At 33.4% G+C, this 20299-nt stretch carries 31 protein-coding genes; 21 read left to right on the forward strand and 10 right to left on the reverse strand.

From position 1 onward, the window contains the following. The 12 genes from rplN (at window position 1) to infA (ending at window position 5926) form a co-directional block, all read left to right on the forward strand. Window positions 1-369, forward strand: a complete 369-nt coding sequence (rplN, locus tag DZ68_RS0104960; RefSeq protein WP_024789700.1) for a 50S ribosomal protein L14 — start codon at window positions 1-3, stop codon at window positions 367-369. After that, window positions 369-620, forward strand: coding sequence for a 50S ribosomal protein L24 (gene rplX, locus DZ68_RS0104965; RefSeq protein ID WP_024787542.1), 252 nt, complete (start codon window positions 369-371; stop codon window positions 618-620). Before rplN ends, rplX begins: the two co-directional genes overlap by 1 nt. Window positions 621-623: 3 nt before the next feature. Further along, complete coding sequence (gene rplE / locus DZ68_RS0104970) at window positions 624-1178, forward strand: 50S ribosomal protein L5 (RefSeq protein WP_024787543.1); 555 nt, start codon at window positions 624-626, stop codon at window positions 1176-1178. Continuing rightward, window positions 1171-1356: a type Z 30S ribosomal protein S14 gene (locus DZ68_RS0104975; RefSeq protein WP_024787544.1), complete on the forward strand. Its 186-nt coding sequence runs from the start codon at window positions 1171-1173 to the stop codon at window positions 1354-1356. The genes rplE and DZ68_RS0104975 overlap by 8 nt, the downstream gene beginning before the upstream one ends. A gap of 12 nt (window positions 1357-1368) precedes the next feature. After that, on the forward strand, window positions 1369-1764 hold the full coding sequence (rpsH, locus tag DZ68_RS0104980; protein ID WP_024787545.1) for a 30S ribosomal protein S8: 396 nt from the start codon (window positions 1369-1371) through the stop codon (window positions 1762-1764). 11 nt (window positions 1765-1775) lie between these two features. Continuing rightward, window positions 1776-2315, forward strand: a complete 540-nt coding sequence (gene rplF / locus DZ68_RS0104985) for a 50S ribosomal protein L6 (protein WP_024790844.1) — start codon at window positions 1776-1778, stop codon at window positions 2313-2315. Between the two features lie 9 nt (window positions 2316-2324). Beyond that, window positions 2325-2690, forward strand: coding sequence for a 50S ribosomal protein L18 (rplR, locus tag DZ68_RS0104990; RefSeq protein ID WP_024790845.1), 366 nt, complete (start codon window positions 2325-2327; stop codon window positions 2688-2690). 9 nt (window positions 2691-2699) lie between these two features. Next, a complete protein-coding gene (rpsE, locus tag DZ68_RS0104995; protein WP_024787548.1) occupies window positions 2700-3176 on the forward strand; it encodes a 30S ribosomal protein S5 in 477 nt (158 codons plus the stop codon). 2 nt (window positions 3177-3178) lie between these two features. Beyond that, window positions 3179-3571, forward strand: coding sequence for a 50S ribosomal protein L15 (rplO, locus tag DZ68_RS0105000; protein ID WP_024787549.1), 393 nt, complete (start codon window positions 3179-3181; stop codon window positions 3569-3571). 4 nt (window positions 3572-3575) lie between these two features. Further along, window positions 3576-4835 (forward strand): preprotein translocase subunit SecY, encoded by a 1260-nt coding sequence (secY, locus tag DZ68_RS0105005; RefSeq protein WP_024787550.1) that lies wholly within the window; start codon window positions 3576-3578, stop codon window positions 4833-4835. Window positions 4836-4949: 114 nt separating this feature from the next. Further along, the gene (map, locus tag DZ68_RS0105010; RefSeq protein ID WP_024790846.1) at window positions 4950-5708 is read left to right on the forward strand and encodes a type I methionyl aminopeptidase; all 759 of its coding nucleotides are present in this window, start codon (window positions 4950-4952) and stop codon (window positions 5706-5708) included. Continuing rightward, on the forward strand, window positions 5708-5926 hold the full coding sequence (gene infA, locus DZ68_RS0105015; protein WP_024787552.1) for a translation initiation factor IF-1: 219 nt from the start codon (window positions 5708-5710) through the stop codon (window positions 5924-5926). Before map ends, infA begins: the two co-directional genes overlap by 1 nt. 75 nt (window positions 5927-6001) lie before the next feature. Here the strand turns inward: infA and DZ68_RS0105020 are convergent, their stop codons facing one another. Genes DZ68_RS0105020 through nadA form a run of 3 tightly spaced genes read right to left on the reverse strand, consistent with a single transcriptional unit; the run spans window position 6002 to window position 8664 of the window. Beyond that, window positions 6002-6820, reverse strand: a complete 819-nt coding sequence (locus tag DZ68_RS0105020) for a PhoH family protein (RefSeq protein ID WP_024789709.1) — start codon at window positions 6818-6820, stop codon at window positions 6002-6004. 48 nt (window positions 6821-6868) lie between these two features. Beyond that, entirely contained in the window at window positions 6869-7687 is an 819-nt protein-coding gene (gene nadC, locus DZ68_RS0105025) for a carboxylating nicotinate-nucleotide diphosphorylase (RefSeq protein WP_035907396.1), read from the reverse strand. Window positions 7688-7692: 5 nt separating this feature from the next. Then, the gene (gene nadA, locus DZ68_RS0105030) at window positions 7693-8664 is read right to left on the reverse strand and encodes a quinolinate synthase NadA (RefSeq protein ID WP_024790847.1); all 972 of its coding nucleotides are present in this window, start codon (window positions 8662-8664) and stop codon (window positions 7693-7695) included. Window positions 8665-8780: 116 nt separating this feature from the next. Between nadA and plsY the strand changes: the two genes are divergently transcribed. The 9 genes from plsY (at window position 8781) to DZ68_RS0105075 (ending at window position 15595) form a co-directional block, all read left to right on the forward strand. Beyond that, a complete protein-coding gene (plsY, locus tag DZ68_RS0105035; RefSeq protein WP_024790848.1) occupies window positions 8781-9389 on the forward strand; it encodes a glycerol-3-phosphate 1-O-acyltransferase PlsY in 609 nt (202 codons plus the stop codon). Window positions 9390-9538: 149 nt separating this feature from the next. Then, window positions 9539-9928, forward strand: a complete 390-nt coding sequence (locus DZ68_RS0105040; RefSeq protein ID WP_024790849.1) for a dihydroneopterin aldolase — start codon at window positions 9539-9541, stop codon at window positions 9926-9928. Between the two features lie 55 nt (window positions 9929-9983). Next, window positions 9984-10652, forward strand: a complete 669-nt coding sequence (gene hsrA, locus DZ68_RS0105045; protein WP_024790850.1) for a homeostatic response regulator transcription factor HsrA — start codon at window positions 9984-9986, stop codon at window positions 10650-10652. Between the two features lies 1 nt (window position 10653). Further along, the gene (locus tag DZ68_RS0105050; protein ID WP_024787559.1) at window positions 10654-10911 is read left to right on the forward strand and encodes a YfhL family 4Fe-4S dicluster ferredoxin; all 258 of its coding nucleotides are present in this window, start codon (window positions 10654-10656) and stop codon (window positions 10909-10911) included. Further along, window positions 10911-12371: a Ppx/GppA phosphatase family protein gene (locus tag DZ68_RS0105055; protein WP_024790851.1), complete on the forward strand. Its 1461-nt coding sequence runs from the start codon at window positions 10911-10913 to the stop codon at window positions 12369-12371. Before DZ68_RS0105050 ends, DZ68_RS0105055 begins: the two co-directional genes overlap by 1 nt. Then, window positions 12368-12838, forward strand: a complete 471-nt coding sequence (locus tag DZ68_RS0105060) for a hypothetical protein (RefSeq protein WP_024790852.1) — start codon at window positions 12368-12370, stop codon at window positions 12836-12838. Before DZ68_RS0105055 ends, DZ68_RS0105060 begins: the two co-directional genes overlap by 4 nt. Further along, window positions 12822-13901, forward strand: a complete 1080-nt coding sequence (locus tag DZ68_RS0105065) for an FAD-binding oxidoreductase (RefSeq protein WP_024790853.1) — start codon at window positions 12822-12824, stop codon at window positions 13899-13901. Before DZ68_RS0105060 ends, DZ68_RS0105065 begins: the two co-directional genes overlap by 17 nt. A gap of 155 nt (window positions 13902-14056) precedes the next feature. Then, window positions 14057-14818: an ABC transporter ATP-binding protein gene (locus tag DZ68_RS0105070; RefSeq protein ID WP_024789716.1), complete on the forward strand. Its 762-nt coding sequence runs from the start codon at window positions 14057-14059 to the stop codon at window positions 14816-14818. 78 nt (window positions 14819-14896) lie between these two features. Continuing rightward, window positions 14897-15595 (forward strand): ABC transporter ATP-binding protein, encoded by a 699-nt coding sequence (locus tag DZ68_RS0105075; protein ID WP_024790854.1) that lies wholly within the window; start codon window positions 14897-14899, stop codon window positions 15593-15595. Here the strand turns inward: DZ68_RS0105075 and DZ68_RS0105080 are convergent. From DZ68_RS0105080 to DZ68_RS0105105, 7 genes are all read right to left on the reverse strand, one after another. After that, on the reverse strand, window positions 15584-16462 hold the full coding sequence (locus DZ68_RS0105080) for a 3'-5' exonuclease (RefSeq protein WP_024790855.1): 879 nt from the start codon (window positions 16460-16462) through the stop codon (window positions 15584-15586). The genes DZ68_RS0105075 and DZ68_RS0105080 overlap by 12 nt on opposite strands. Beyond that, window positions 16443-17096, reverse strand: a complete 654-nt coding sequence (locus DZ68_RS0105085) for a hypothetical protein (protein WP_024790856.1) — start codon at window positions 17094-17096, stop codon at window positions 16443-16445. Before DZ68_RS0105085 ends, DZ68_RS0105080 begins: the two co-directional genes overlap by 20 nt. Next, window positions 17089-17751, reverse strand: a complete 663-nt coding sequence (locus DZ68_RS0105090) for a Fis family transcriptional regulator (RefSeq protein ID WP_024790857.1) — start codon at window positions 17749-17751, stop codon at window positions 17089-17091. Before DZ68_RS0105090 ends, DZ68_RS0105085 begins: the two co-directional genes overlap by 8 nt. Window positions 17752-17771: 20 nt before the next feature. Continuing rightward, entirely contained in the window at window positions 17772-18362 is a 591-nt protein-coding gene (locus tag DZ68_RS10050) for a hypothetical protein (protein ID WP_051428180.1), read from the reverse strand. After that, window positions 18349-18609 carry a hypothetical protein gene (locus tag DZ68_RS11020; protein WP_051428181.1) on the reverse strand — a complete coding sequence of 87 codons (261 nt, stop codon included), beginning with the start codon at window positions 18607-18609 and terminating at the stop codon, window positions 18349-18351. The genes DZ68_RS10050 and DZ68_RS11020 overlap by 14 nt, the downstream gene beginning before the upstream one ends. A 75-nt stretch (window positions 18610-18684) precedes the next feature. Further along, window positions 18685-19971, reverse strand: a complete 1287-nt coding sequence (locus DZ68_RS0105100) for an ammonium transporter (RefSeq protein WP_024790858.1) — start codon at window positions 19969-19971, stop codon at window positions 18685-18687. After that, entirely contained in the window at window positions 19961-20299 is a 339-nt protein-coding gene (locus DZ68_RS0105105; RefSeq protein ID WP_024787569.1) for a P-II family nitrogen regulator, read from the reverse strand. Before DZ68_RS0105105 ends, DZ68_RS0105100 begins: the two co-directional genes overlap by 11 nt.

Here is a 20299-nt window from a genome sequence, read left to right on the forward strand (position 1 = left end):
ATGATTCAACCATTTACAAGACTAAAAGTTGCCGATAACAGCGGTGCTAAAGAAATTATGTGTATCAAGGTTTTGGGCGGCTCAAAAAGAAGATATGCCTCAGTAGGCGATATTATCATAGCTTCTGTAAAAAAAGCCATTCCGAACGGAAAAGTTAAAAAAGGTCAGGTTGTAAAAGCAGTAATTGTAAGAACTAATAAAGAAGTTCAAAGAGAAAACGGCTCATTAATCAGATTTGACGATAACGCTGCTGTTGTTATAGATGATAAAAAAGAGCCGGTTGGTACAAGAATTTTCGGTCCTATTGCCAGGGAAGTCAGATATGAAGGTTTCCAAAAAATTACATCACTTGCTCCGGAGGTGCTATAATGGCTGCTAGAAAAAACTTACCTCCTAAATTTAAAATTAAAAAAGGCGACAGCGTAAAAGTAATCGCCGGAGATGACAGAGGTAAAACGGGTGAAGTTTTAAAAGTTATTCCAAAAGAGGCTAAAGTAATAGTTAAAGGTGTGAATATTGTTAAAAAGGCTGTTAAGCCGACTGAGCAAAACCCAAAAGGCGGGTTTGAATATATTGAAAAACCTATTCACATTTCAAACGTAAAAAAAGTAGAAGGCTAAGAGATGTTTGAAGTACAAGAAAAATATTTAAAAGAAGTTAGACCAAAATTGGTTGAAGAGTTTGATATCAAGAATCCAATGCTTATACCTAATATTGAAAAAATAGTGGTTAGTGCCGGTGTAGGCGAAGGTGCCAAAGATAAAAAATTTCTTGAAAGCGTAGCGGATACGCTTACAATAATTACCGGACAAAAAGCTGTAATTACCCCTGCTAAAAAATCAGTAGCGGGATTTAAGGTAAGAGAAGGTATGCCTGTTGGTGTTAAGGTTACACTTAGAGGTGAAATGATGTGGAGTTTTCTTCAAAAACTAATCTCTGTTGCACTTCCAAGAGTTAGAGACTTTAAAGGTGTAAAAAGAGACGGGTTTGACGGAAGAGGAAACTTTAACTTTGGACTTAACGAACAATTAGTATTCACAGAGGTAAATTATGATAGTATTATAAAAGTACACGGTATGAATATTAATATTTCAACAACAACAGAAGATGATAAACTTGCACTTAGAATGCTTGAACTTATCGGATTCCCATTTACAAAAGGAAAAGCAAATGGCTAAAAAAAGTATGATAGCTAAAGCTAAAAGAAAACCAAAATTCAAAGTCAGGGCATATACAAGATGCTCAATTTGCGGTAGAGTACATTCAGTTTACAAAGATTTCGGAATTTGCAGAATTTGTCTTAGAAAAATGGCAAATGAGGGGTTACTCCCTGGTGTTAAAAAAGCTAGTTGGTAAAAGGATGCCAAGATGATGAGTGATATTATTGCAGACGGATTAACAAGAATCAGAAATGCCGCCATGAGGGGCATGGAAGTTACAAAGCTTAACTATTCGCGCCTTATGGAAGATGTTTTAAAAGTTTTTCAGGAAAAAGGCTATATAGAAAGTTTTAAAGTAGTGGAAGACGGTAATAAAAAATTTATAAATGTTACACTTAAATATGATGAAAATGGTAATTCCGTTATTAATGAACTTAAAAAAATATCCAAACCCGGAAGAAGGGTGTATAAAGGTTATGAAGACATTAAAAGATTTAAAAACGGATTCGGAACACTTGTTGTTTCTACCAATAAAGGTGTTTTAGCAAATGATGAAGCCTACAAATTAAAAGTGGGCGGCGAAGTAATCTGTAGTATCTGGTAAGGAGAAAATTTATGAGTAGAATAGGTAAATTGCCCGTAAAGTTAGCTTCTGGCCTTGAAGCTAAGCTTGAAGGGAATAAATTAATTATTAAAAAAGGCCAAGATGAAAAAGTTATAGACACAAAAGGTGTTGTAAAAGTTAATATTGACGGTGATACTATAACAGTTGAACCTGCTAGCGAAAATGACAAATTTGCTAAAGCAATGTGGGGAACAGTAAGAGCATTAGCTAATAATGCCGTTGTAGGATTAACCAAAGGGTTTGAAAAAAAACTTGAAATTAACGGAGTTGGATACAGAGCTGCAGTTAAAGGTAATATTTTAGAATTACAACTTGGATATTCACACCCTATTAATTATGAAATTCCTGCCGGAATCACAATTACGGTTGAAAAAAATTTAATTACTGTAAAAGGCACAGATAAACAAGAAGTCGGTCAAGTAGCAGCTGAAATTAGAAGCTTCAGAAAACCTGAACCGTATAAAGGTAAAGGTGTTAAATATGTTGATGAAGTTATTATCAGAAAAGCTGGTAAGACAGCTAAAAAATAAGGGTGAGAGATGAGAAGAAGTAAAGAATTAGCAAGAAGAGATTTAAGAAGACTTAAAAGAAAAAGAAGAGTCAGAGGTAGAATAAGCGGAACTGCTGAATTGCCAAGAGTCACTTTTTTCAGATCAAACAAATATATAATAGTTCAGGCTATTAATGATGCTGAAGGCAAAACTCTTGTATTTTTAAATACAGCACATTTGGAAAACAAACTTCCGGCTAATATTAACGGAGCTAAAGAAGCGGCAAAAATTTTTGCCCAAAATTTAAAAGATGCCGGAATCGACAAAGTTGCTTTTGATAGAAACGGATATAAATATCATGGTGTAGTTGCAGCATTTGCAGATACTCTAAGAGAAAATGGAATAAAAGTATAAAGGCGGCAAATGGCTAAATTAAAAGAAGTAATTAAAGATTATAATAAAGAAGAATTTGAAGAAGTAGTTGTTAACGTTGGAAGAATTACTAAAGTTGTTAAAGGCGGTAGAAGATTCAGATTTAACGCTTTGGTAGTCGTTGGAAATAAAAAAGGAATTGTAGGGGTCGGAAACGGTAAAGCCAAGGAAGTTCCTGATGCTATTAAAAAAGCAATTGAAGATGCTTTCAAAAACTTGGTAAAAATTGAAGGTATTCACGGCAATACCATTAATCATGAAGTGGAAGTAAAATTCAATTCATCAAAAATTTTATTAAAACCTGCAAGTGAAGGTACAGGACTGATTGCCGGTGGTGCTGTAAGACCTGTGCTTGAATTAGTGGGAATTAAAGATATTCTTTCTAAATCACTTGGATCAAACAATGCTCACAATCTTGTAAGGGCTACTCTTGAAGCTCTTAAAGAGATTAAAAGTAAAAAGGCGTAAAGATGGCATTAGAAAACTTAAAACCTGCATGCGGGTCAACACATAAAACAAAAAGAGTTGGACGCGGACCTGCCAGCGGATACGGAAAAACATCGACAAGAGGACAAAAAGGTCAAAAATCTAGAACAGGTTATAATCAAAAAAGAGGTTTTGAAGGCGGTCAACAGCCGATTCAAAGAAGATTGCCAAAAATAGGCTTTAAAAGTAGAGTTGTAAAGCCTCAGGCTATTAATGTAGATAAATTCAGCGCTGTTTTGGAATTAGACGAAATTACAATGGAGAGCTTGGCCAAAGTTGTAAAAATAAGAGCTGAAAAAGTAAAATTGATAGGCACAAAAGCAAAAGAACTTAAAGATAAAATAAAAGATAGTAATATTACTACTTCTGGAAAGTAAGGGTATGAATCCTATAGCTAAAAAAATACTTATAACCCTTGGCTTCCTTCTTGTTTACAGAATTTTGGCATATGTGCCGGTTCCAGGGGTAAATTTGGATGTAGTAAAAGATTTTTTTGCAGGCCACCAGCATGACGCATTGGGGCTGCTTAATATGTTCAGCGGTAACGCTGTCAGCAGAATGAGTATTATTGCCCTTGGTGTAATGCCGTATATTACCGCTTCAATTATTATGGAACTTCTTGCAGCAACTTTTCCTAGTTTGGGAGAACTTAAAAAAGACAGTACAGGTTTTCAAAAATATATGAAAATTATAAAATATTCAACCGTTGCAATTGCATTTATTCAGGCAATCGGTATTGCAATAGGACTTTCTCATTTAACCGGTAGAGGCGGAGAAAGCGCTGTTATGATAGATATGAGCTCTTTTGTATTGTTAACTGCATTTTCCATGCTCGGCGGTACTATGTTTTTAGTGTGGATTGGTGAGCAGATTACCGATAAAGGTATCGGAAACGGTATAAGTTTAATAATTTTTGCCGGAATTGTAAGCAGAATTCCTTCAGCGATAATGGGAACACTTAATTTGGTAGATGTCGGAGAACTTAGCGTAATAGGACTTATTTTTGTTCTAATAATAGTAGTGGCCACTGTGGCTTTTATTATATATGTTGAACTTGGGGAAAGAAGGGTTCCTATTTCTTATCAGAAAAAAGTGTTGATGCAAAACAGATTTAAAAGGGTTATGAATTATATACCTATTAAAGTAAATTTAAGTGGTGTTATTCCTCCTATCTTTGCGAGTGCGATTTTAATGTTTCCTTTAACCGTTTTGAGCGGGGTTAATAATCCTATTTTGGTATCAATCAGGGATTCATTAAATCCAAACGGATATCTGTTTCATGTTATTGAATTTTTATTGGTTATATTTTTTGCATATTTTTATGCGTCAATTGTGTTTAATGCAAAAGATATAGCAGAAAACCTTAAAAAACAGGGCGGCTTTATTCCTGGTATCAGACCGGGTGAGAGTACGGCTAAATTTTTAAACAGTGTTGCTAATAAACTAACGTTCTGGGGTTCAATGTATTTAGGTGCTATTACCATACTGCCTTGGCTTCTTGTAAAATTAATGGGTGTCAATTTCTATTTTGGAGGGACAGCCGTATTGATTGTTGTTCAGGTGGCAATAGACACTATGAGAAAAATACAGGCCCAGCTTACTATGCAAAAATATGACACTCTTTCAGTTACAGGACTTTAATTATATGGAAATTATGAATTTTAGATGTTGGATGTTGGATTATAAATTAGTTCAACATTCAACATTATTTATTTAACATTCAACATTCAACATTTAACATTTAAAAGAGGAGATATGGCAGTTATTATTAAAAAACCAAAAGAAATAGAAGAGATTAAAAAACCTGCTAAAATTGTAGGGCAGACTTTAAAACTTTTAAGGGAAAATGCAAAACCAGGAGTTACCCCTCTCGAACTTGATAAAATGGCGGAAGATTTTATCAGAAGCAAAAACGCAAGACCTGCTTTTAAAGGTTTATATGATTTTCCAAATGCCGTATGTATTTCCAAAAACGGTGTTGTAATTCACGGAATACCGGATAATGAACCTTTAAAAGAAGGTGATGTGGTTGGTTTTGATGTTGGGGCCGAACTTAACGGATGGTACGGAGATGCCGCAATAACAGTGGGAATAGGAAAAATAAAAGAAGAATACCAAAGAATGATAGATGCGGCAAAAGGTGCACTTTATCATGCAATTGAAAATATAAAACCGGGTATGAGATATAAACAGATAAGTAAACTTATAGAAGATTATATAACATCTCACGGATATGTTCCCTTAAAAGGTTACAGCGGTCACGGAATAGGCAGAAAACCTCATGAAGAGCCGCAGATACTAAATTATGTGGAAGGTAAACCGAATCAGGGTGAAAAAGTAAAAAACGGACATGTGTTCTGTCTTGAACCGATGCTTTGTCATAAAGCCGGAGAGCCGGTTTTAGGAGAAAACGGATGGGATGTATACTGTGAAGATATGGAAGTAGGGGTTCATTATGAACATCAGGTTGCAATAGTTGATAACAAAGCAATAATATTAACGGAGGAGAATTGATGGGAAAAGATGTTTTAGAAGTCGACGGTATAGTTAAAGAAGCACTTCCTAACGCAATGTTTAAAGTTGAACTTGAAGGATTAAAAAAAGAAGTTTTATGCCATATAAGCGGAAAAATAAGAATGAATTATATAAAAATTGTCCCGGGGGATAAAGTAAAAGTCGAAATTAACCCGTACAGTCTTGATAAGGGAAGAATTACTTACAGATACAAATAAGTTAAAAGTTAAAAATGTAAAGTGTAAAGTTTAAGAAATAGATTAATTTTTCATTTTTAACTTTACACTTTTCACTTATTCTGTAAGTTTCATAGCCAATTCTGTAAGCTTGTTTCTGTATATATTTTTAAGTTCCACCCAGGCCAATGCTTCGTGTGGAAGTAATTGTTGAAGCCTGTATAAGCCGCTGTCCTGTTTTGAGATAGTGGAATATGTCTGATAAATGTCCCCGAGTAAAAAAAGTTTGCTTCCTTCGCTCATTCTGCTTAAAATCATACTCATATATTCTCTTGTAATAAGCTGAACCTCATCCACTATTAAAATTTCGTTCTCCAAAATAGATATTCCCTGTATCATGTTAAGAGGGATTATTTCAAATTTTTCAAAAAAAAGCTGGGTTTTAATGGAATCATAATTTAAGCCTTTTGCATCTTTATAGATATAATTCAAGGCACTTAAAAATCCCCCTGCCCATTCAAGCATTTTTTCATCTTTGCTTCCTGGTAGAAAACCTATGTCATAAGCAGAACTGATTCCTATAGGAGGGCGGGTTATGAATATTTTTCGTTTACTTTGGTTTAAAGCCATTGCAGTTGCAATCAGAGTTTTTCCGCTTCCGAACCTGCCTGTGATTAAAGAAGCATCACTTTCTTTCATGGCATATGCCGCACATTTTTGATAAATATCTTTCGGCTCGATTATACCGGCGTTTTTAATTCTTATTTTACTAGTCTCAGGAATGTTATCTATTCTTTCGATTCCTTTATTGGGATTATAACAGTATGCCAAATCCCTTATTTTATCGTTTGTAATTACAAAATCCCAGGGTTTTAATTCATAATTGAATTTTTCTTTTATATATTTTTTAAATTCATCGGGTTCTTTAACTCCCAAAAAATGTCCAAATTCAAAATTTTTATCTTCTATTAAAATATTCTCTCCTTATCTTATTTTCATAGAAAAATCTTTAAATACCGCATGATGAATAACAGCTCCGCTGCTTATGGCGTCGACTCCCGTTTCAATAAATTTATCAATGTTTTCAAGCGTTACATTCCCGCTTGCTTCTATTAAAACAAGTGGGAAATTTTTATTTCTGAATAATACAACCTCTTTTATTTCCTCATATTTCATATTGTCGCACATTACAATATCGGCTTTAGCCTCCATCGCTTCTTTTGCCATTTTAACAGATGCGCATTCGACTTCTATTTTTGTTGTAAAAGGTATTATGTTTTTTGCCTTGTCAATTGCTTCTTTAATGGATGAAAAAAGGGCTAAATGTGTGTCTTTTAGCATCAGGCACTCATCTAGTCCAAGTCTATGGTTTGTAACCCCCCCACAGCTGGCTGCATATTTTTCAAAAATTCTTAAGTTAGGTCTTGTTTTTCTTGTGTCGAGTATTTTTACTTTGTTATCTGCTTTTTTTGCAAATTCATAGGCATTGCTTGCTATTCCGCTGGCGTGTTGGAGAATATTCAGCATTGTCCTTTCAATTGAGAGCACATCTTTTGCATTTCCGTAAACTTCAAAAATAATATCCTTGTTTTTATAAAAATCTCCGTCTTCATAGAAAAAATTAAATTTAATTTCAGCAATTTCACTAAAATATTTTATATATTCAAGTCCGGCAATAACACCTTCGCTTTTTGATTTAACAAAAGCATTTGCAACTCCACTAATTAAACTTCTTGCCAAATCCCCCCTTCCTATATCTTCATTGAGAGAGCTTTTTAAAAAATCGATTATCTGATGTTTCATTAAATTCATGACAGCTCCATCATTCTTTGTAGTGCTTTTTTTGCATCTTTTGCTATATTTTCTTCGACTTCAATTTTATTATATCCTCTGTCTTCATCAATTGCTTTTAACAAATTATATAAACTCTCAATTGTGGTTTCGTTCATGCTCGGACATTCCGGTTTTGTAGAACTTAATATATATATATTCGGATTTATGTTTTTTTTAAGCCAGTTTACAAAATTTGCTTCTGTACCTATTGCTATTTTTTCGGTGGAATGGGCTTTGACATATTCTAAAATCTGGGAGGTGCTTCCGGCGAAATCGGCCATTTTTACCACTTCCGGCTGGCATTCAGGATGAACTGCTATTTTAATATCGGGATATTTTTCTTTAAAAAATTCAATATGTTCGGGCATAAAAAGTTGATGAACGGAGCAGTGTCCGTTAAAACATATTATATCTGCTTCCTGCCAGTTTTTTTCACCTATTATTTTTGCTGTTTTGTTTAATTTTTTGGCTGTGTTTGTTCCAAGATTTTTATCCGGCAGAAAGAAAATTTTTTTGTTTTTACTTAATGCCCATTTTATAATTTTTTGACTGTTTGAGCTTGTACAGGTTAGTCCGCCTTCTCTTGCAACAATGGCTTTTGTTTTTGCCGTGGAATTTATATAAGTGATGGGAATAAAATCAATTTCGTTTTCTTTTAACATTTTCATATTGTTTTCCACAAGGCCTTCCTCGGCCATTCTTGCCATGGAGCAGTCAGCAAGTTTTGGCATATATACATCAATATCGGGGTTTAATATTTTTGCACTTTCCCCCATAAATTTTACCCCGCAAAAAACAAGTGGGTTTTTAATATCGGCTGTTTTTTTAGCAAGGGCTAAACTGTCACCCGTTAAATCGGCCAGTTCAAAAATTTCTTTTTTTTCATAAAAATGGGCGGCAATAGTAATATTGTGTTTTTCTTTTAATTTTTTAATTTTTTCAACCATTAAATCCCTTTTTGTATTATTTTATCAAAAAAAGTTTATTTTAGTATAATTGCATAAAAATAGTGAGTGGTGAGAGTGAGTAATGAGTTGCCAAGTTTTAAGTAAAAAGGAAAAAAATGCATAATTTATTGTGGTATTTAGCGGCATATTTAATAGGGGGAATCCCTTTTGGGTATTTAATAGCAAAATATTTTGCGGGTATTAATATAAAAGAGCATGGTAGTGGAAATATAGGGGCTACCAATGTTTTGAGGGTTTTGAAAGAGGTTGATCCCAATAAAGCCAAAAAACTTGCGGGTTTGACGCTGTTTTTAGATGCTTTTAAGGGTGTGTTTGTAATACTTCTGGCTAAATTTTCAGGGGTTTGTGATGCCACACTTTGGGCAATAGCCGTAATTGTCGTAATAGGACACTGTTTTTCCCCTTATTTAAAATTTGAAGGGGGTAAAGGGGTTGCGACTACCGCCGGCGCTTTGCTTGTTTTGGTTCCAAAAGCTGTATTGGTGGGGTTAATTGTCTGGTTTATTATGGCGAAAACAGTGAAAATATCTTCTCTTAGTTCTTTAACCGGTATATTGGCGGGAATTTTCAGTTGTTATATTTTGTATCCGGATTTATCTATCCGTTCCTATTCCCCTTTATGGATAATCGCTTTTATAATAATTTATAAACATAAAACAAATATATACAGGCTTATTACCGGTCAGGAAAAGAGAGTGGTTTAGAAAGTGAGTAGTGAGTTGTGAATTGTGAGTGGTGAGTGGTGAATGTACGGTAACATGAAAAGTGAGTGCAAATGAGTGAAGCGAATTAAACTCACCTGGCCGTTTGAAAAACGGCTATGGTGAAAAGTTAAAAATTGAGGAATGGGAAAATGAGCGAAAATGAGCAAAGCGAATTAAATTTATCTAGCTGCCTGAAAAGCAGCCGCGATGGACAATTTACAATAATAATAGAAGAGCTGACTTTTAAGGCTATTATCGGTATTTTGGAAGAGGAAAGAACCGAAGAACAGCTGGTTGTTGTTAACTGCAAAATAGATTATGAAAATAGAGAAAATTTTATTAATTATGCGGATGTATGCGATTTAATTCAAAATTCAATTGTTAAACATCAGTTTGAACTGCTTGAGGATGCTTTGGTTCATATAGAAAAAAAATTATTAGAGAAATATCCGCAAATAAAAAAACTTTTTTTACAAGTTAAAAAACCGGAAATTTTAAAGAATGCTTTAGTCGGAGTGGAAATTTTAAGAAAATATTAATTTTTGATATAATTTTTTTATTTATTGAATATGTTTTTTTAATGAAGGAGAAGAAGTGAGGATACTTGTAACTCTTAAAGATGAAACGCTTAATCATCTGATTGTAAAAGCTCTTAATGAATCCGGATATAAAACAGACTCGGCATATACCATTAAGGATGCCAAATATTTTTTGGATGTCAGACATTATAATATGGTGATATTAGATACCGATTTTACATTCAGCGAGGTGTTTAAATTTATAAATTTTGCAAAAAATTTATATCCCCTGATTAAAATAATAATTTTATCCAATGATATGTCTATGGACACTGAAATTAAGTGCTTAAAAATGGGGGCGGATGATTATATAAGAAAACCAATCAATTTTGATTTGCTTATAACAAGAATAAATGTGGCCTTAAGGGCCGGCAGGGAATCTCAGATTAAAATAAAAGATTTGATTATTTTAAAAGATGAAGAAAAAATAATATATAAAGGCAAAGAAACATATTTGAAAGGAAAATCTTTTGAAGTGTTTATGCATTTAGCAAGATATCCCAACCAGGTTATTTCAAAAGAGCAGCTTTTGGATGCAATCTGGGAAGAGCCTGAGCTGGTAACTCCGAATGTTATAGAAGTTGCAATAAATCAGATTCGTCAAAAGGTTGACAAAGTTTTTAAAATTGATACAATAAAGACCATTCGCCGCAGAGGCTATAAATTTTGTTATCCAAAGGAGTAATATGTCATTGAAAATAACAGATGAGTGCATTGCGTGCGACGCATGTGTTGATGAATGTCCAAACGGTGCAATTGAGGCGGGTGAGCCTATTTATGAAATAGATCCGGACCTTTGTACGGAATGTATAGAATATGGAGGAGAGCCTCAGTGTGTGCAGGTATGTCCAGTGGATGCAATTGTGCCTGATCCGGATAATGTGGAAAGTGCAAAAGAACTTAAATTAAAATCAGAATTAATACATAAAGTTGAAGAGGAATAATGGCCAAAATTACAGCCGTTATTGATATAGGTTCCAATTCGGCCAGAATGGCTGTTTTTAAAAAAACAAGCCGTTTTGGTTTTTATCTCTTAAGGGAAGAAAAAAGCAGAGTCAGAATAAGTGAAGGCGCTTATGAAAACGGTGGAAATTTACAGGATTTTGCTATTAAAAGAGCAATTAACGCCTTAAAGGAATTTCTTTTAATAGCAAAATCTTTAAAAACACGCAAGATATTGGCCGTTGCAACTTCAGCACTCAGGGATGCCCCCAATAAAGCAGAATTTTTGAGCGAAGTAAAAAAAATAGGGATAAATTTAAAAGTTATTGACGGGGAAAAAGAGGCATTTTTCGGCGGTATTGCGGTTGCCAATCTTCTTTATAAAAAAAACGGGGTGAGTGTGGATATCGGAGGGGGAAGCTGTGAACTTTCTTTAATAAAAAATGCAAGAGTGGAAAAAACGGCAACTTTACAGCTTGGCACTGTCAGGCTCAAAGAGCTTTTTTTTGATAAAGGCGATATTAAGGGCGCAAAAGAATATATAAAAAACGAATTAAAAAAACTGGATAAAAATTTCAAAGATGAAACTGTTTTCAGTATCGGAGGGACAGCAAGGGCCATTGCCCAGGTTATAATGAAAAAAAATGAATATCCCCTTGATATACTGCACGGTTTTTCCTATGAAATAAAAGAGATTGAATTTTTGGAAAGTTTAATCAAAAGAAGTGATGAAGAATTGCTAAAAATAGGAATCAAACCCGAAAGACTCGATGTAATAAGACCCGGGCTTTTGGTTTTTTGTGAAGTATTAAGATACTTAAAAGCAAAAAACATAATAACAAGCGGTGTAGGCGTGAGAGAAGGGGTGTTTTTAAGCGATTTACTCAGAAATGACAATCTGATTTTCCCAAGTAATTTTAATCCATCCGTCAGGACTATAATAGATGTTTATAACATAAATACAAAAACAGCTTCTTACGAAACAAAAATAGCCCTTGATTTGTTTGATTTATTAAAAGATGAATATAAATTAGACGAAAAATATAAAACACATCTAAGCTTTGCCATAAAACTTTCCCGTGCGGGAGAGCTTATAGATTTTTACGAAGCCCACAAACATACCGATTATATTATCTTAAATTCCCTGCATTACGGTTTTTCCCATAATGACAGACTTTTAATCTCAAAAATAATAAGATTTTATAAAAGAAAAAAAATCAAAAAAAAAGAGATAGAAAAATATAAATTTTTATTGCCTCAAAAAGATCTTATAGAAAAGCTTTGTAATATTTTCTGGGTTGCAAAAATAGTTAATCAAAATCTTTCTATGCCAAAAGTGACAATTAAAAAAAGTGACAAAAAAATAGTAATAGAAGGCGAAAATTTATATCTTGCAGGGGAAAAACTTAAAACAAGAAAACTTTTTTTTAATTTGGAAATTTTAAATAAAGGAGAGAAATGAAAAAAATATTATTAGTTTTGCCTTTAGTGTTTTTGGGATGCAGTGTCACTAATGCGCCTACAAAAATAAAAGAATTTACAAAATGTTATATTCATAAGCTTCCCGCCCCTTTTTGGGTCTGTTATGAAAATTCATTTATGAGTGTGGGGAAAATCCATACAAAAGAAGTTTCAAGACTGTCCCAGCAGGAGGCTTATTCTATCGGGATTAAATCATTAAGCGAAAAAATTTTGACTAAAACAAAAGATTTTTTAAGAAGGTTAAACACTGCAAAAAATATTTTGGATAAAGTAAAAGCCTTTGTAATAACAAATGCTGTAAATGAAGGAAACTGGTATGATAAAAAAACCCAGATTTTGTATGTAAAAGTGGATATTGATAAAGAACAGTTTAAAAATTTTCTGTTTTCCCTGCTTAAGAGATACGATAAAAAAGTATTAGAAACGGCATATGAAGAAAGTTTTTGATTTTGTCGTAATAGGAGCCGGAATTGCCGGAGTGCTCAGTGCCTACAGATTAAAAGAATATAATACGCTTCTTATTGATAAAAAAGGAATATTAGAAGGCGCAAGCTCTGCAGCGGGCGCTTTTTTGTTCCCTAAAATAGGAATTGACAGCCCTTATACAAGATTTATTAACGATTCAATAATTGAAGCAATCGAATTTTATAAAAAAGAAGGAATTAATACCCATACAAAAGGTGTTTTACTTCTTCCGAGAGACAGAAAAGATATAGAAAAATTTAAAACTTATGAAAAAGAGATAAAACTTCCCTTCAGAAAAATCGATAACGGCTTTTTTTTTGACATAGGCAGTCTGGTTGAAGTTGATGATGTTAAGAAAAAAATAAATGTAAACTTTAAGCAGTTTGAAGCTAAAAAAATAGAATTTCGAAACAGTGTTTGGGTGATTAATGATGCAATAAAAACTAAAAATATTATCCTTTCTACAGGATATGAAAATTTAATTGATATTCCTTATATAAAAATCAGACCTGTTTGGGGGGAGAGGATAGAATTAAATGGAAAATGTAAAATGGATAATGGAAAATTAAATATTTATTATCATAAAAACTGCTCTTTGGCTTTTGTAAATGGAAAATTCAGAATCGGGGCAACCCATAAAAGAAACTGTCTGGAATGCAAAGAAAATTTGGAAGAAGCTAATGAATTAATAAAAAAAGCAAATGAAATAATGGAAATCGAAGGAGAAACAGTTTCGATTAAAGGCTCTCAGAGGGCCGCAAGTATTGATTATTTTCCTGTAGTTGGTAAAATTATAGATGTAAATAAAACTCTTTTAAATGATAAACATATTGTAAAAGGTTCTCTCCCAAAAGAAATTTTTTACAAAAAAGGTCTTTATATTGTAAACGGAATGGGCGGGAGAGGCTTTTCCAATGCTGTCAGTACGTCAAGAATATTGAAAGAAATTATTTTTGAAAACAAAGAAAGCTTTCTGGATACCAAAAGGCTGTTTGTTAAATGGGCGAGAAAAGAGGGGGAGAGGTATTTAAATAGTGAGTGGTGAGTGGTGAGTGGTGAGTGTCAAGTGGAAAGTTATAAATGTATAATGGAAAATGGAAAATGATAAATAAGAATAGCTAAGTAGATAAGTAGCCAAGAAGCCAAGTACCAAATTGCTAAAAAGCAAAGTGAAAAATGATAATGAAATAAAGGAAAGAAATGTTAAAAGTAGATAAAGTTACAAAACAGTTTGGCGGGGTCGTTGCTATAAAAGATGTAACTTTTCATGTAAAACCGACAGAAATTTTTGCATTGGTCGGTCCTAACGGAGCGGGTAAAACAACGCTTTTTAATATAATAACTGGTGCTTTTTCCCCTACAAGCGGCAGGGTGTTTTTTAAAGACGAAGAGATAACAGGCTTAAAACCAAATGAAATTGTTAAAAGAGGAATTGCAAGAACTTTTCAAAATATAAGACTTTTTAATTCCATGAATGTTTTGGAAAATGTTTTAATAGGCTTTCATAATCATATTGAATATAATTTTTTTGAAGCAATTTTCAGATCTCCCAAATTTTTTAAACAGGAAAAAGTTCATAAAGAATTGGCTATGGAGATTCTTGAATTTTTAGGAATTGAAAAATATGCCTATGTAAATGCAAAAGCTTTAAGTTACGGTAATCAAAGAAAAGTAGAGATAGCAAGGGCACTGGCAACAGAGCCTGATTTACTACTTCTTGACGAGCCTGCGGCGGGAATGAATCCAAAAGAGACAGACGAACTTGCCGAAACCGTTTTTAAACTGAGAGAAATTAAAGAAAAAACAATTCTTTTTATTGAGCATGATATGAAATTTGTCCAAAAAATAGCCGACAGGGTAATGGTTTTGGATTATGGAAAAACAATTTTTGAAGGAAAGCCTGCCGATATGATGAAAGATGAGCAGGTTGTTAAAGCATATCTCGGAAATATTGAAGTATAAAATAGTGAGTGGTGAAAGCCTGCCCGGCCGCTTGTAAAGCGGCGGGGTGGTGAGTATATAAAATGATAAAGGATAGTGATGTTAAAAGTTAAGGGATTAAAAGTAAAATATGGAGTAATTGAAGCTGTCATAGGAATTGATTTTAATGTAAAAGCCGGAGAAATTGTTACTATAATAGGTGCAAACGGGGCAGGAAAAACATCCACGCTTAACGCTGTTTTTAATTTGGTAAAAAAAGAGGGAAATATTCAATTTGTTGAAGGAGATATCTCAAAAATACCGACACATCAGATTGTAAAAAGGGGACTTGCTTTAGTACCCGAGGGCAGGAAAATATTTATCAATTTAACGGTTGAAGAAAATTTAAAAATCGGCGCCTTTTTAAATGATGAGAATTTTGAAAGGCTGAGGGACGATATGTATAGACTTTTCCCGAGACTTAAAGAAAAAAGAAATAATTACGGGGGAAGCCTGAGCGGAGGTGAGCAGCAGATGCTTGCAATCGCCAGGGCATTGATGAGTGAACCTAAAATGCTCGTGTTGGATGAACCGAGCCTTGGGCTTGCTCCTATTATTGTAAAAGATGTGTTTGAAATATTACATAGATTAAATAAAGAAGAAGATGTGACAATTCTTCTGGTTGAGCAAAACGCCGGTGCCGCACTTAGAATTGCAAACCGCGGATATGTAATGGAAAACGGCCTTTTGGTTATGGAAGATGAGGCAGACAATTTACTTCAAAGTGATGAAATTAAGAAAAAATATTTAGGAGGATAGTATTTCCCCTATTTTTTTCCTCATTCCCTTGCTCATTTTCATATTATGATATGCCCATGAAAGATATTGAATATCAATCTCGGCCACATCTTGAATTAACATACCTTTATATTTACCGACCCCGAATCTGTATTCCGGCTCAATATCCAGATTTTCCAAATGGTGTTCTATGGAATATTTTACATCCGGATCAAGGTCTGTAAGACTCAGCATATATTCTATATAATCAGGGTCTTTTATCAATATGTCCCTTATATTTTCATATTTATATTTTCCCTGGTAAAATTTGTCATATAAAACCGGTTTTTTTGTAAGCTCTATTAATTCATCAACTGTTTTATCAAATTCTTTTACTAAATACTGCAGCAGTAAGCCTAAAACAACGACATCCCCCAGTGCATCGTGAGCATTGATTTTGATATTGTATTTTTCGCATATTTCTTTTTCTTTTTTGTAAAGTCCGAGAGCATATCTGTTGTATTGAAGTGAATATTTACTCTCTTTTATCAGATGTTTTAAAATTCTGAATGTGTCTATTACCTGAAAAAACGGGTTAAACCCTTCTTTTTTAAGCATTTCCAAATCAAATTCGGCATTGTGAATAACAACTACATTTTCAGGAGAATTTAGCTCTTTTAATCTTTTATATACATCTGTAAATTTTAGTTTGGATTTATCTTCTATCATTTCATTTGTAATATGATGAACAGCCATTGCCTCAAAAGAAATAGGTATCCCGGGATTTGCAAGGGTGTCGTGAATTTCTTCTATTTCAAGATTTCTGTTCATTACAAGAAAACTCAGCTGAATTATTTTATCTTCTTCCCTGTTTCCTGTTGTTTCTGTGTCAAGTATTATTATTTTCATCCAGTTCCTTAATTAACGGTATTTTTATGGAATATCCCTCCTCATGATTTTCAATTTCAAAAAAATTTGATTTTATTCTTTTGAAAGGGGGCGTAACTATGTCAATTTGGGCCAGAGGATATTTTTTAGCATCTATTTTTATATATTCCCCCACAAGTATTTTTGAGGTTATTTTAGCTTTATTAGAGTTTTCCAGCATTTCAAAAATGATATTTATCAGCTCTTTTTTGTTTAAATAAATTTCAGGAATTGAAGGGTCGTAAAAAGTGGTAATTTGAATATTCTTTAATTCCATATAATCTTTTACAAATTCAAGAAGCATTGAAAATTTTACTTTTTCAAGATTATTCAGTGTTATGTTTTTTTTATCTGTATTTATAAAAAACCTAATACCGAGTTTTTCTTCATAAAAGCCGATGGAATAGCCGTTAAATTCAAACTTGTCGAATTTTACCAATTTAAACTCTGTTTTTATACCGTCTTTCGGGGCATTTTTCAGCGCAAATTCAAATACTTCTTTTTTATTTATATAAGAAAGAAATATTTCAGCTTCCTGATTACAGTAAACAATATTTGATTTGTAATCAAATATTATCAAAGGGTTTATATCATATTCACACCAGAATTTAAACATTTAAAGCCTTCATTTTTTTTGTAAGTGTGACTCTGTTGATTTTTAATCTTTCAGAAATTTGAAGTTTGGATTTATATTTTTCTTTCATAGCGCTAAAAAGTATTTTTTCAAATCTGTTTATTTCTTCTTCATATGTCGAATGTTTTTCTTTTAAATATTCTTTTAAAATTTTGTAAATTTCTTCCCTGTTCGGTTTAAGGAGCTCTTTATAAACCTGTTTTTTAAGTGAATTTAAATTTTCACTGATATCAGGATTTTGAATTTTAATTTTTTTATCAATTTTAAGTTCTTCTTTTGCTTTTTGTAAAAAATATTCCATAAAAAATGCTATATCTTCCGGACGGTCAATTAGCGGTTTTAATTCTATTTCAAAAGCAAAATATTTTTTTAATATTGCTTTGTCCATAGGCTTTTCTCCTGTGGCAATTAATATGGGGATATTTTCATAAAGCATGGGGTTTTTATCAAAATTTTCAATAATGCAGGGATATTTTGTGTTTATTTTATTGATAATTGCATTTGGTGAAATATATTTGGCAAGAGTTGTCTTTCCGACACCTTTTTCTCCCCAGATATAAACGCTTAAATTAAGTTCCCTTGACATATCCGCCAGATTTTTTATTTTTGTTAAATATTCAGAGTTGGTTAAAAACATTTACACCTTTTTGATCAGTATTATATCAAATTCTTTCTTTTTACAAAAAAAGCCACACTTCCCATCATTAAAGAAATTCCTACAAACAGATACAGGGCGTTAATCATTTTTTCAGGATAATTAAGCGAAATTTTAAATACAAGCATCAATACTTCAATAGAGAGGGCTATCATAATAGAAAGAATAAATTTTATAAATGTTTTAAATTCCGTCACTTCCCTTTTATAACTTTTGAAAAGTACCCCCTCAAGAAGCGTTTTTGCCAAATCGAAAATAGCCACAGCGATTGTAATATAAATAATAGGTTTAAAAAAATCCATAATTTCAAGATTATGTATATGGGTAAGTACTTTAAATAAAGAAAAACCAAGCATCAAAAATGCAAACAGTGCCATCAAAATACCGCTTAAAAAATAAAAAGACGATGTAAGCCTGTCAAAAAAAGGGTGAATTTCAAGCAGTTTGAATCTCTCAAGCAGTTTTTTGATATTAAAATCCAAAAAAATGAATTTATCGTTTTCTTTTTTTATTAATGTAATACATAAATTTCCGCTTGCAGAACTTTTATAGGCTTCAGAAATGGCAAAATCGGTATTTTCAAATTTTTCCAAAAGGTAATCTCTTTTTATGTTTTTTTTGAGAATTGTCAGTTCTGTTTCTGTAATAATTTGGTGAAATTTGAATTTTATTGCTTGTATCGACAACATAAACCAATTCCAAAGATTTAAATAAATCAAACAGTTCTTCGAAATTATCTTTTTCGAATTTTATCAAGGAATTGAAATTTTCGACAGTGTTTTTCAAAAATGATTTTATGTTTTCTTTATTATTGTTGTAAATTTCAATTAACTCATTCATAAGTTGCCTTTTTACAAAATAAAAGATAGATAAATACAGGGGTCCCCGAAAAACCGATAGGTTTTTTGGGGTTAATTATAAGTTAAAACCTTTTTCTCCGTGGATTGTAGCGTCAAGACCTTCAACTTCTGCTTCTTCACTGACTCTGGCTCCCCCTGTAAGAAGACTTGATACTTTTAAAACAATTGCTGTCATTATGGCTGTGAAAATAATAGTTACAGCAACTGATTCCAATTGTACTATCATCTGTCCCAATCTGTCTCCGTGATCATGCAAAGGACTTCCTGCCCATGCCAAATCTTTAAGAGCAAACAGTCCTGTTGCAAGTGCACCCCAAAGACCTGCGATAAAGTGAACACCGAATGCATCAAGTGAATCATCGTATTTAAATATTTTTTTAAGTACTGTTACACCGAAAAATCCAAATACGCTTCCGCCTATACCTATTATCAAAGCACCTATTACACCGACAAATCCGGCAGCCGGTGTAATTGCAACAAGTCCTGCGACCGCACCGGAAGCTGCACCAAGTAATGTAGGTTTACCAAATTTGATGTAATCTAAAATAATCCATGTAACTGCTGCTGCTGCCGCTGCAAAGTTTGTCATCAAAAATGCGCTTCCAGCAACTCCGTCGGCTGCGAATTCACTTCCGGCATTGAATCCGAACCATCCGAACCAAAGTAAAGATGCGCCGAGTGCTGTTAAAATAATACTGCTTGGCATCATTTGAGTTTTAGGATAACCTTTTCTTTTACCTATCATAATAGCTGCAACAAGCCCTGCAAGACCTCCGTTCATATGAACGACTGTTCCACCGGCAAAATCAAGTGCACCTGCGTTATATAAAAATCCTCCTCCCCATACCATATGGGCAATAGGAGCATAAACAAATGTTCCCCAAAGAATTACAAACACCAGCCATGTTGAAAATTTAGTTCTTTCAATTATACTACCGCTTGCAATTGCCACTGTAATTGCGGCAAAAGTTCCCTGGAACGCAACAAACACATAACTCGGATAACCGCTGCTTTCCAAATCGTTATATCCTATTCCGTTAAGGAATATATGTTTTAAACTACCGATAATTCCTGCGACATCGTCCCCAAAAGCCAGAGAATATGCCCAAAACACCCAGACTACCGTTGCCAGGGCATAAGCTGTAAAGACCATCATTGTTGTGTTTAATGCATTTTTAGCTCTTGTCATACCTGCGTAAAACAGTGCAAGCCCTGCCGGTGTCATTATCATAACAAGCGCAGTTGCCGTCATCATCCATGATGTATTTCCAGAATCAAGTGTAGGCTCACCCGCAAAAGCCAGGCTTGCCAGCCCCAAAATAGATAATATTCTAAACAGCATCGCTTCCCCTTTCCCCTGTTCTTATTCTTATAGCATCTTCCACAGGCAGGATAAATATTTTTCCATCTCCGATTTTTCCTGTTCTTGCATGGGTTTGAATAATTTCAACCGTTTTTTCCAGAAAATCGTCATTTACAAAAATTTCAAGTTTTATTTTCGGCAAAAAATCGACAACATATTCCGCACCTCTGTATAATTCAGTGTGGCCGTGCTGTCTGCCGTGACCCTTTACTTCACTTACAGTTATACCTGTAATTTCAGCCTCAACCAAAGCCTCTTTAATTTCATCTAATTTAAAAGGCTTTACAATTGCTTCAATTTTTTTCAT

It is taken from the genome of Lebetimonas sp. JS085 (assembly GCF_000523295.1).
Taxonomy (GTDB): domain Bacteria; phylum Campylobacterota; class Campylobacteria; order Campylobacterales; family Nautiliaceae; genus Lebetimonas.

Coding starts and splice junctions, on each gene's coding strand:
- DZ68_RS0105060 (WP_024790852.1), top strand. CDS start 12,368: ATGAAAAAAATATTATTAGTTTTGCCTTTAGTGTTTTTGGGATGCAGT.
- DZ68_RS0105090 (WP_024790857.1), bottom strand. CDS start 17,751: ATGTTTTTAACCAACTCTGAATATTTAACAAAAATAAAAAATCTGGCG.
- DZ68_RS0105065 (WP_024790853.1), top strand. CDS start 12,822: ATGAAGAAAGTTTTTGATTTTGTCGTAATAGGAGCCGGAATTGCCGGA.
- DZ68_RS0105040 (WP_024790849.1), top strand. CDS start 9,539: ATGAGCGAAAATGAGCAAAGCGAATTAAATTTATCTAGCTGCCTGAAA.
- secY (WP_024787550.1), top strand. CDS start 3,576: ATGAATCCTATAGCTAAAAAAATACTTATAACCCTTGGCTTCCTTCTT.
- rplF (WP_024790844.1), top strand. CDS start 1,776: ATGAGTAGAATAGGTAAATTGCCCGTAAAGTTAGCTTCTGGCCTTGAA.
- nadA (WP_024790847.1), bottom strand. CDS start 8,664: ATGGTTGAAAAAATTAAAAAATTAAAAGAAAAACACAATATTACTATT.
- rplE (WP_024787543.1), top strand. CDS start 624: ATGTTTGAAGTACAAGAAAAATATTTAAAAGAAGTTAGACCAAAATTG.
- DZ68_RS0104975 (WP_024787544.1), top strand. CDS start 1,171: ATGGCTAAAAAAAGTATGATAGCTAAAGCTAAAAGAAAACCAAAATTC.
- rplN (WP_024789700.1), top strand. CDS start 1: ATGATTCAACCATTTACAAGACTAAAAGTTGCCGATAACAGCGGTGCT.
- infA (WP_024787552.1), top strand. CDS start 5,708: ATGGGAAAAGATGTTTTAGAAGTCGACGGTATAGTTAAAGAAGCACTT.
- DZ68_RS0105105 (WP_024787569.1), bottom strand. CDS start 20,299: ATGAAAAAAATTGAAGCAATTGTAAAGCCTTTTAAATTAGATGAAATT.
- rplO (WP_024787549.1), top strand. CDS start 3,179: ATGGCATTAGAAAACTTAAAACCTGCATGCGGGTCAACACATAAAACA.
- DZ68_RS0105075 (WP_024790854.1), top strand. CDS start 14,897: ATGTTAAAAGTTAAGGGATTAAAAGTAAAATATGGAGTAATTGAAGCT.
- rpsH (WP_024787545.1), top strand. CDS start 1,369: ATGATGAGTGATATTATTGCAGACGGATTAACAAGAATCAGAAATGCC.
- DZ68_RS0105080 (WP_024790855.1), bottom strand. CDS start 16,462: ATGAAAATAATAATACTTGACACAGAAACAACAGGAAACAGGGAAGAA.
- DZ68_RS0105100 (WP_024790858.1), bottom strand. CDS start 19,971: ATGCTGTTTAGAATATTATCTATTTTGGGGCTGGCAAGCCTGGCTTTT.
- rplR (WP_024790845.1), top strand. CDS start 2,325: ATGAGAAGAAGTAAAGAATTAGCAAGAAGAGATTTAAGAAGACTTAAA.
- map (WP_024790846.1), top strand. CDS start 4,950: ATGGCAGTTATTATTAAAAAACCAAAAGAAATAGAAGAGATTAAAAAA.
- DZ68_RS11020 (WP_051428181.1), bottom strand. CDS start 18,609: ATGAATGAGTTAATTGAAATTTACAACAATAATAAAGAAAACATAAAA.
- nadC (WP_035907396.1), bottom strand. CDS start 7,687: ATGAAACATCAGATAATCGATTTTTTAAAAAGCTCTCTCAATGAAGAT.
- DZ68_RS0105050 (WP_024787559.1), top strand. CDS start 10,654: ATGTCATTGAAAATAACAGATGAGTGCATTGCGTGCGACGCATGTGTT.
- DZ68_RS0105070 (WP_024789716.1), top strand. CDS start 14,057: ATGTTAAAAGTAGATAAAGTTACAAAACAGTTTGGCGGGGTCGTTGCT.
- rplX (WP_024787542.1), top strand. CDS start 369: ATGGCTGCTAGAAAAAACTTACCTCCTAAATTTAAAATTAAAAAAGGC.
- DZ68_RS0105055 (WP_024790851.1), top strand. CDS start 10,911: ATGGCCAAAATTACAGCCGTTATTGATATAGGTTCCAATTCGGCCAGA.
- plsY (WP_024790848.1), top strand. CDS start 8,781: ATGCATAATTTATTGTGGTATTTAGCGGCATATTTAATAGGGGGAATC.
- rpsE (WP_024787548.1), top strand. CDS start 2,700: ATGGCTAAATTAAAAGAAGTAATTAAAGATTATAATAAAGAAGAATTT.
- DZ68_RS0105085 (WP_024790856.1), bottom strand. CDS start 17,096: ATGTTTAAATTCTGGTGTGAATATGATATAAACCCTTTGATAATATTT.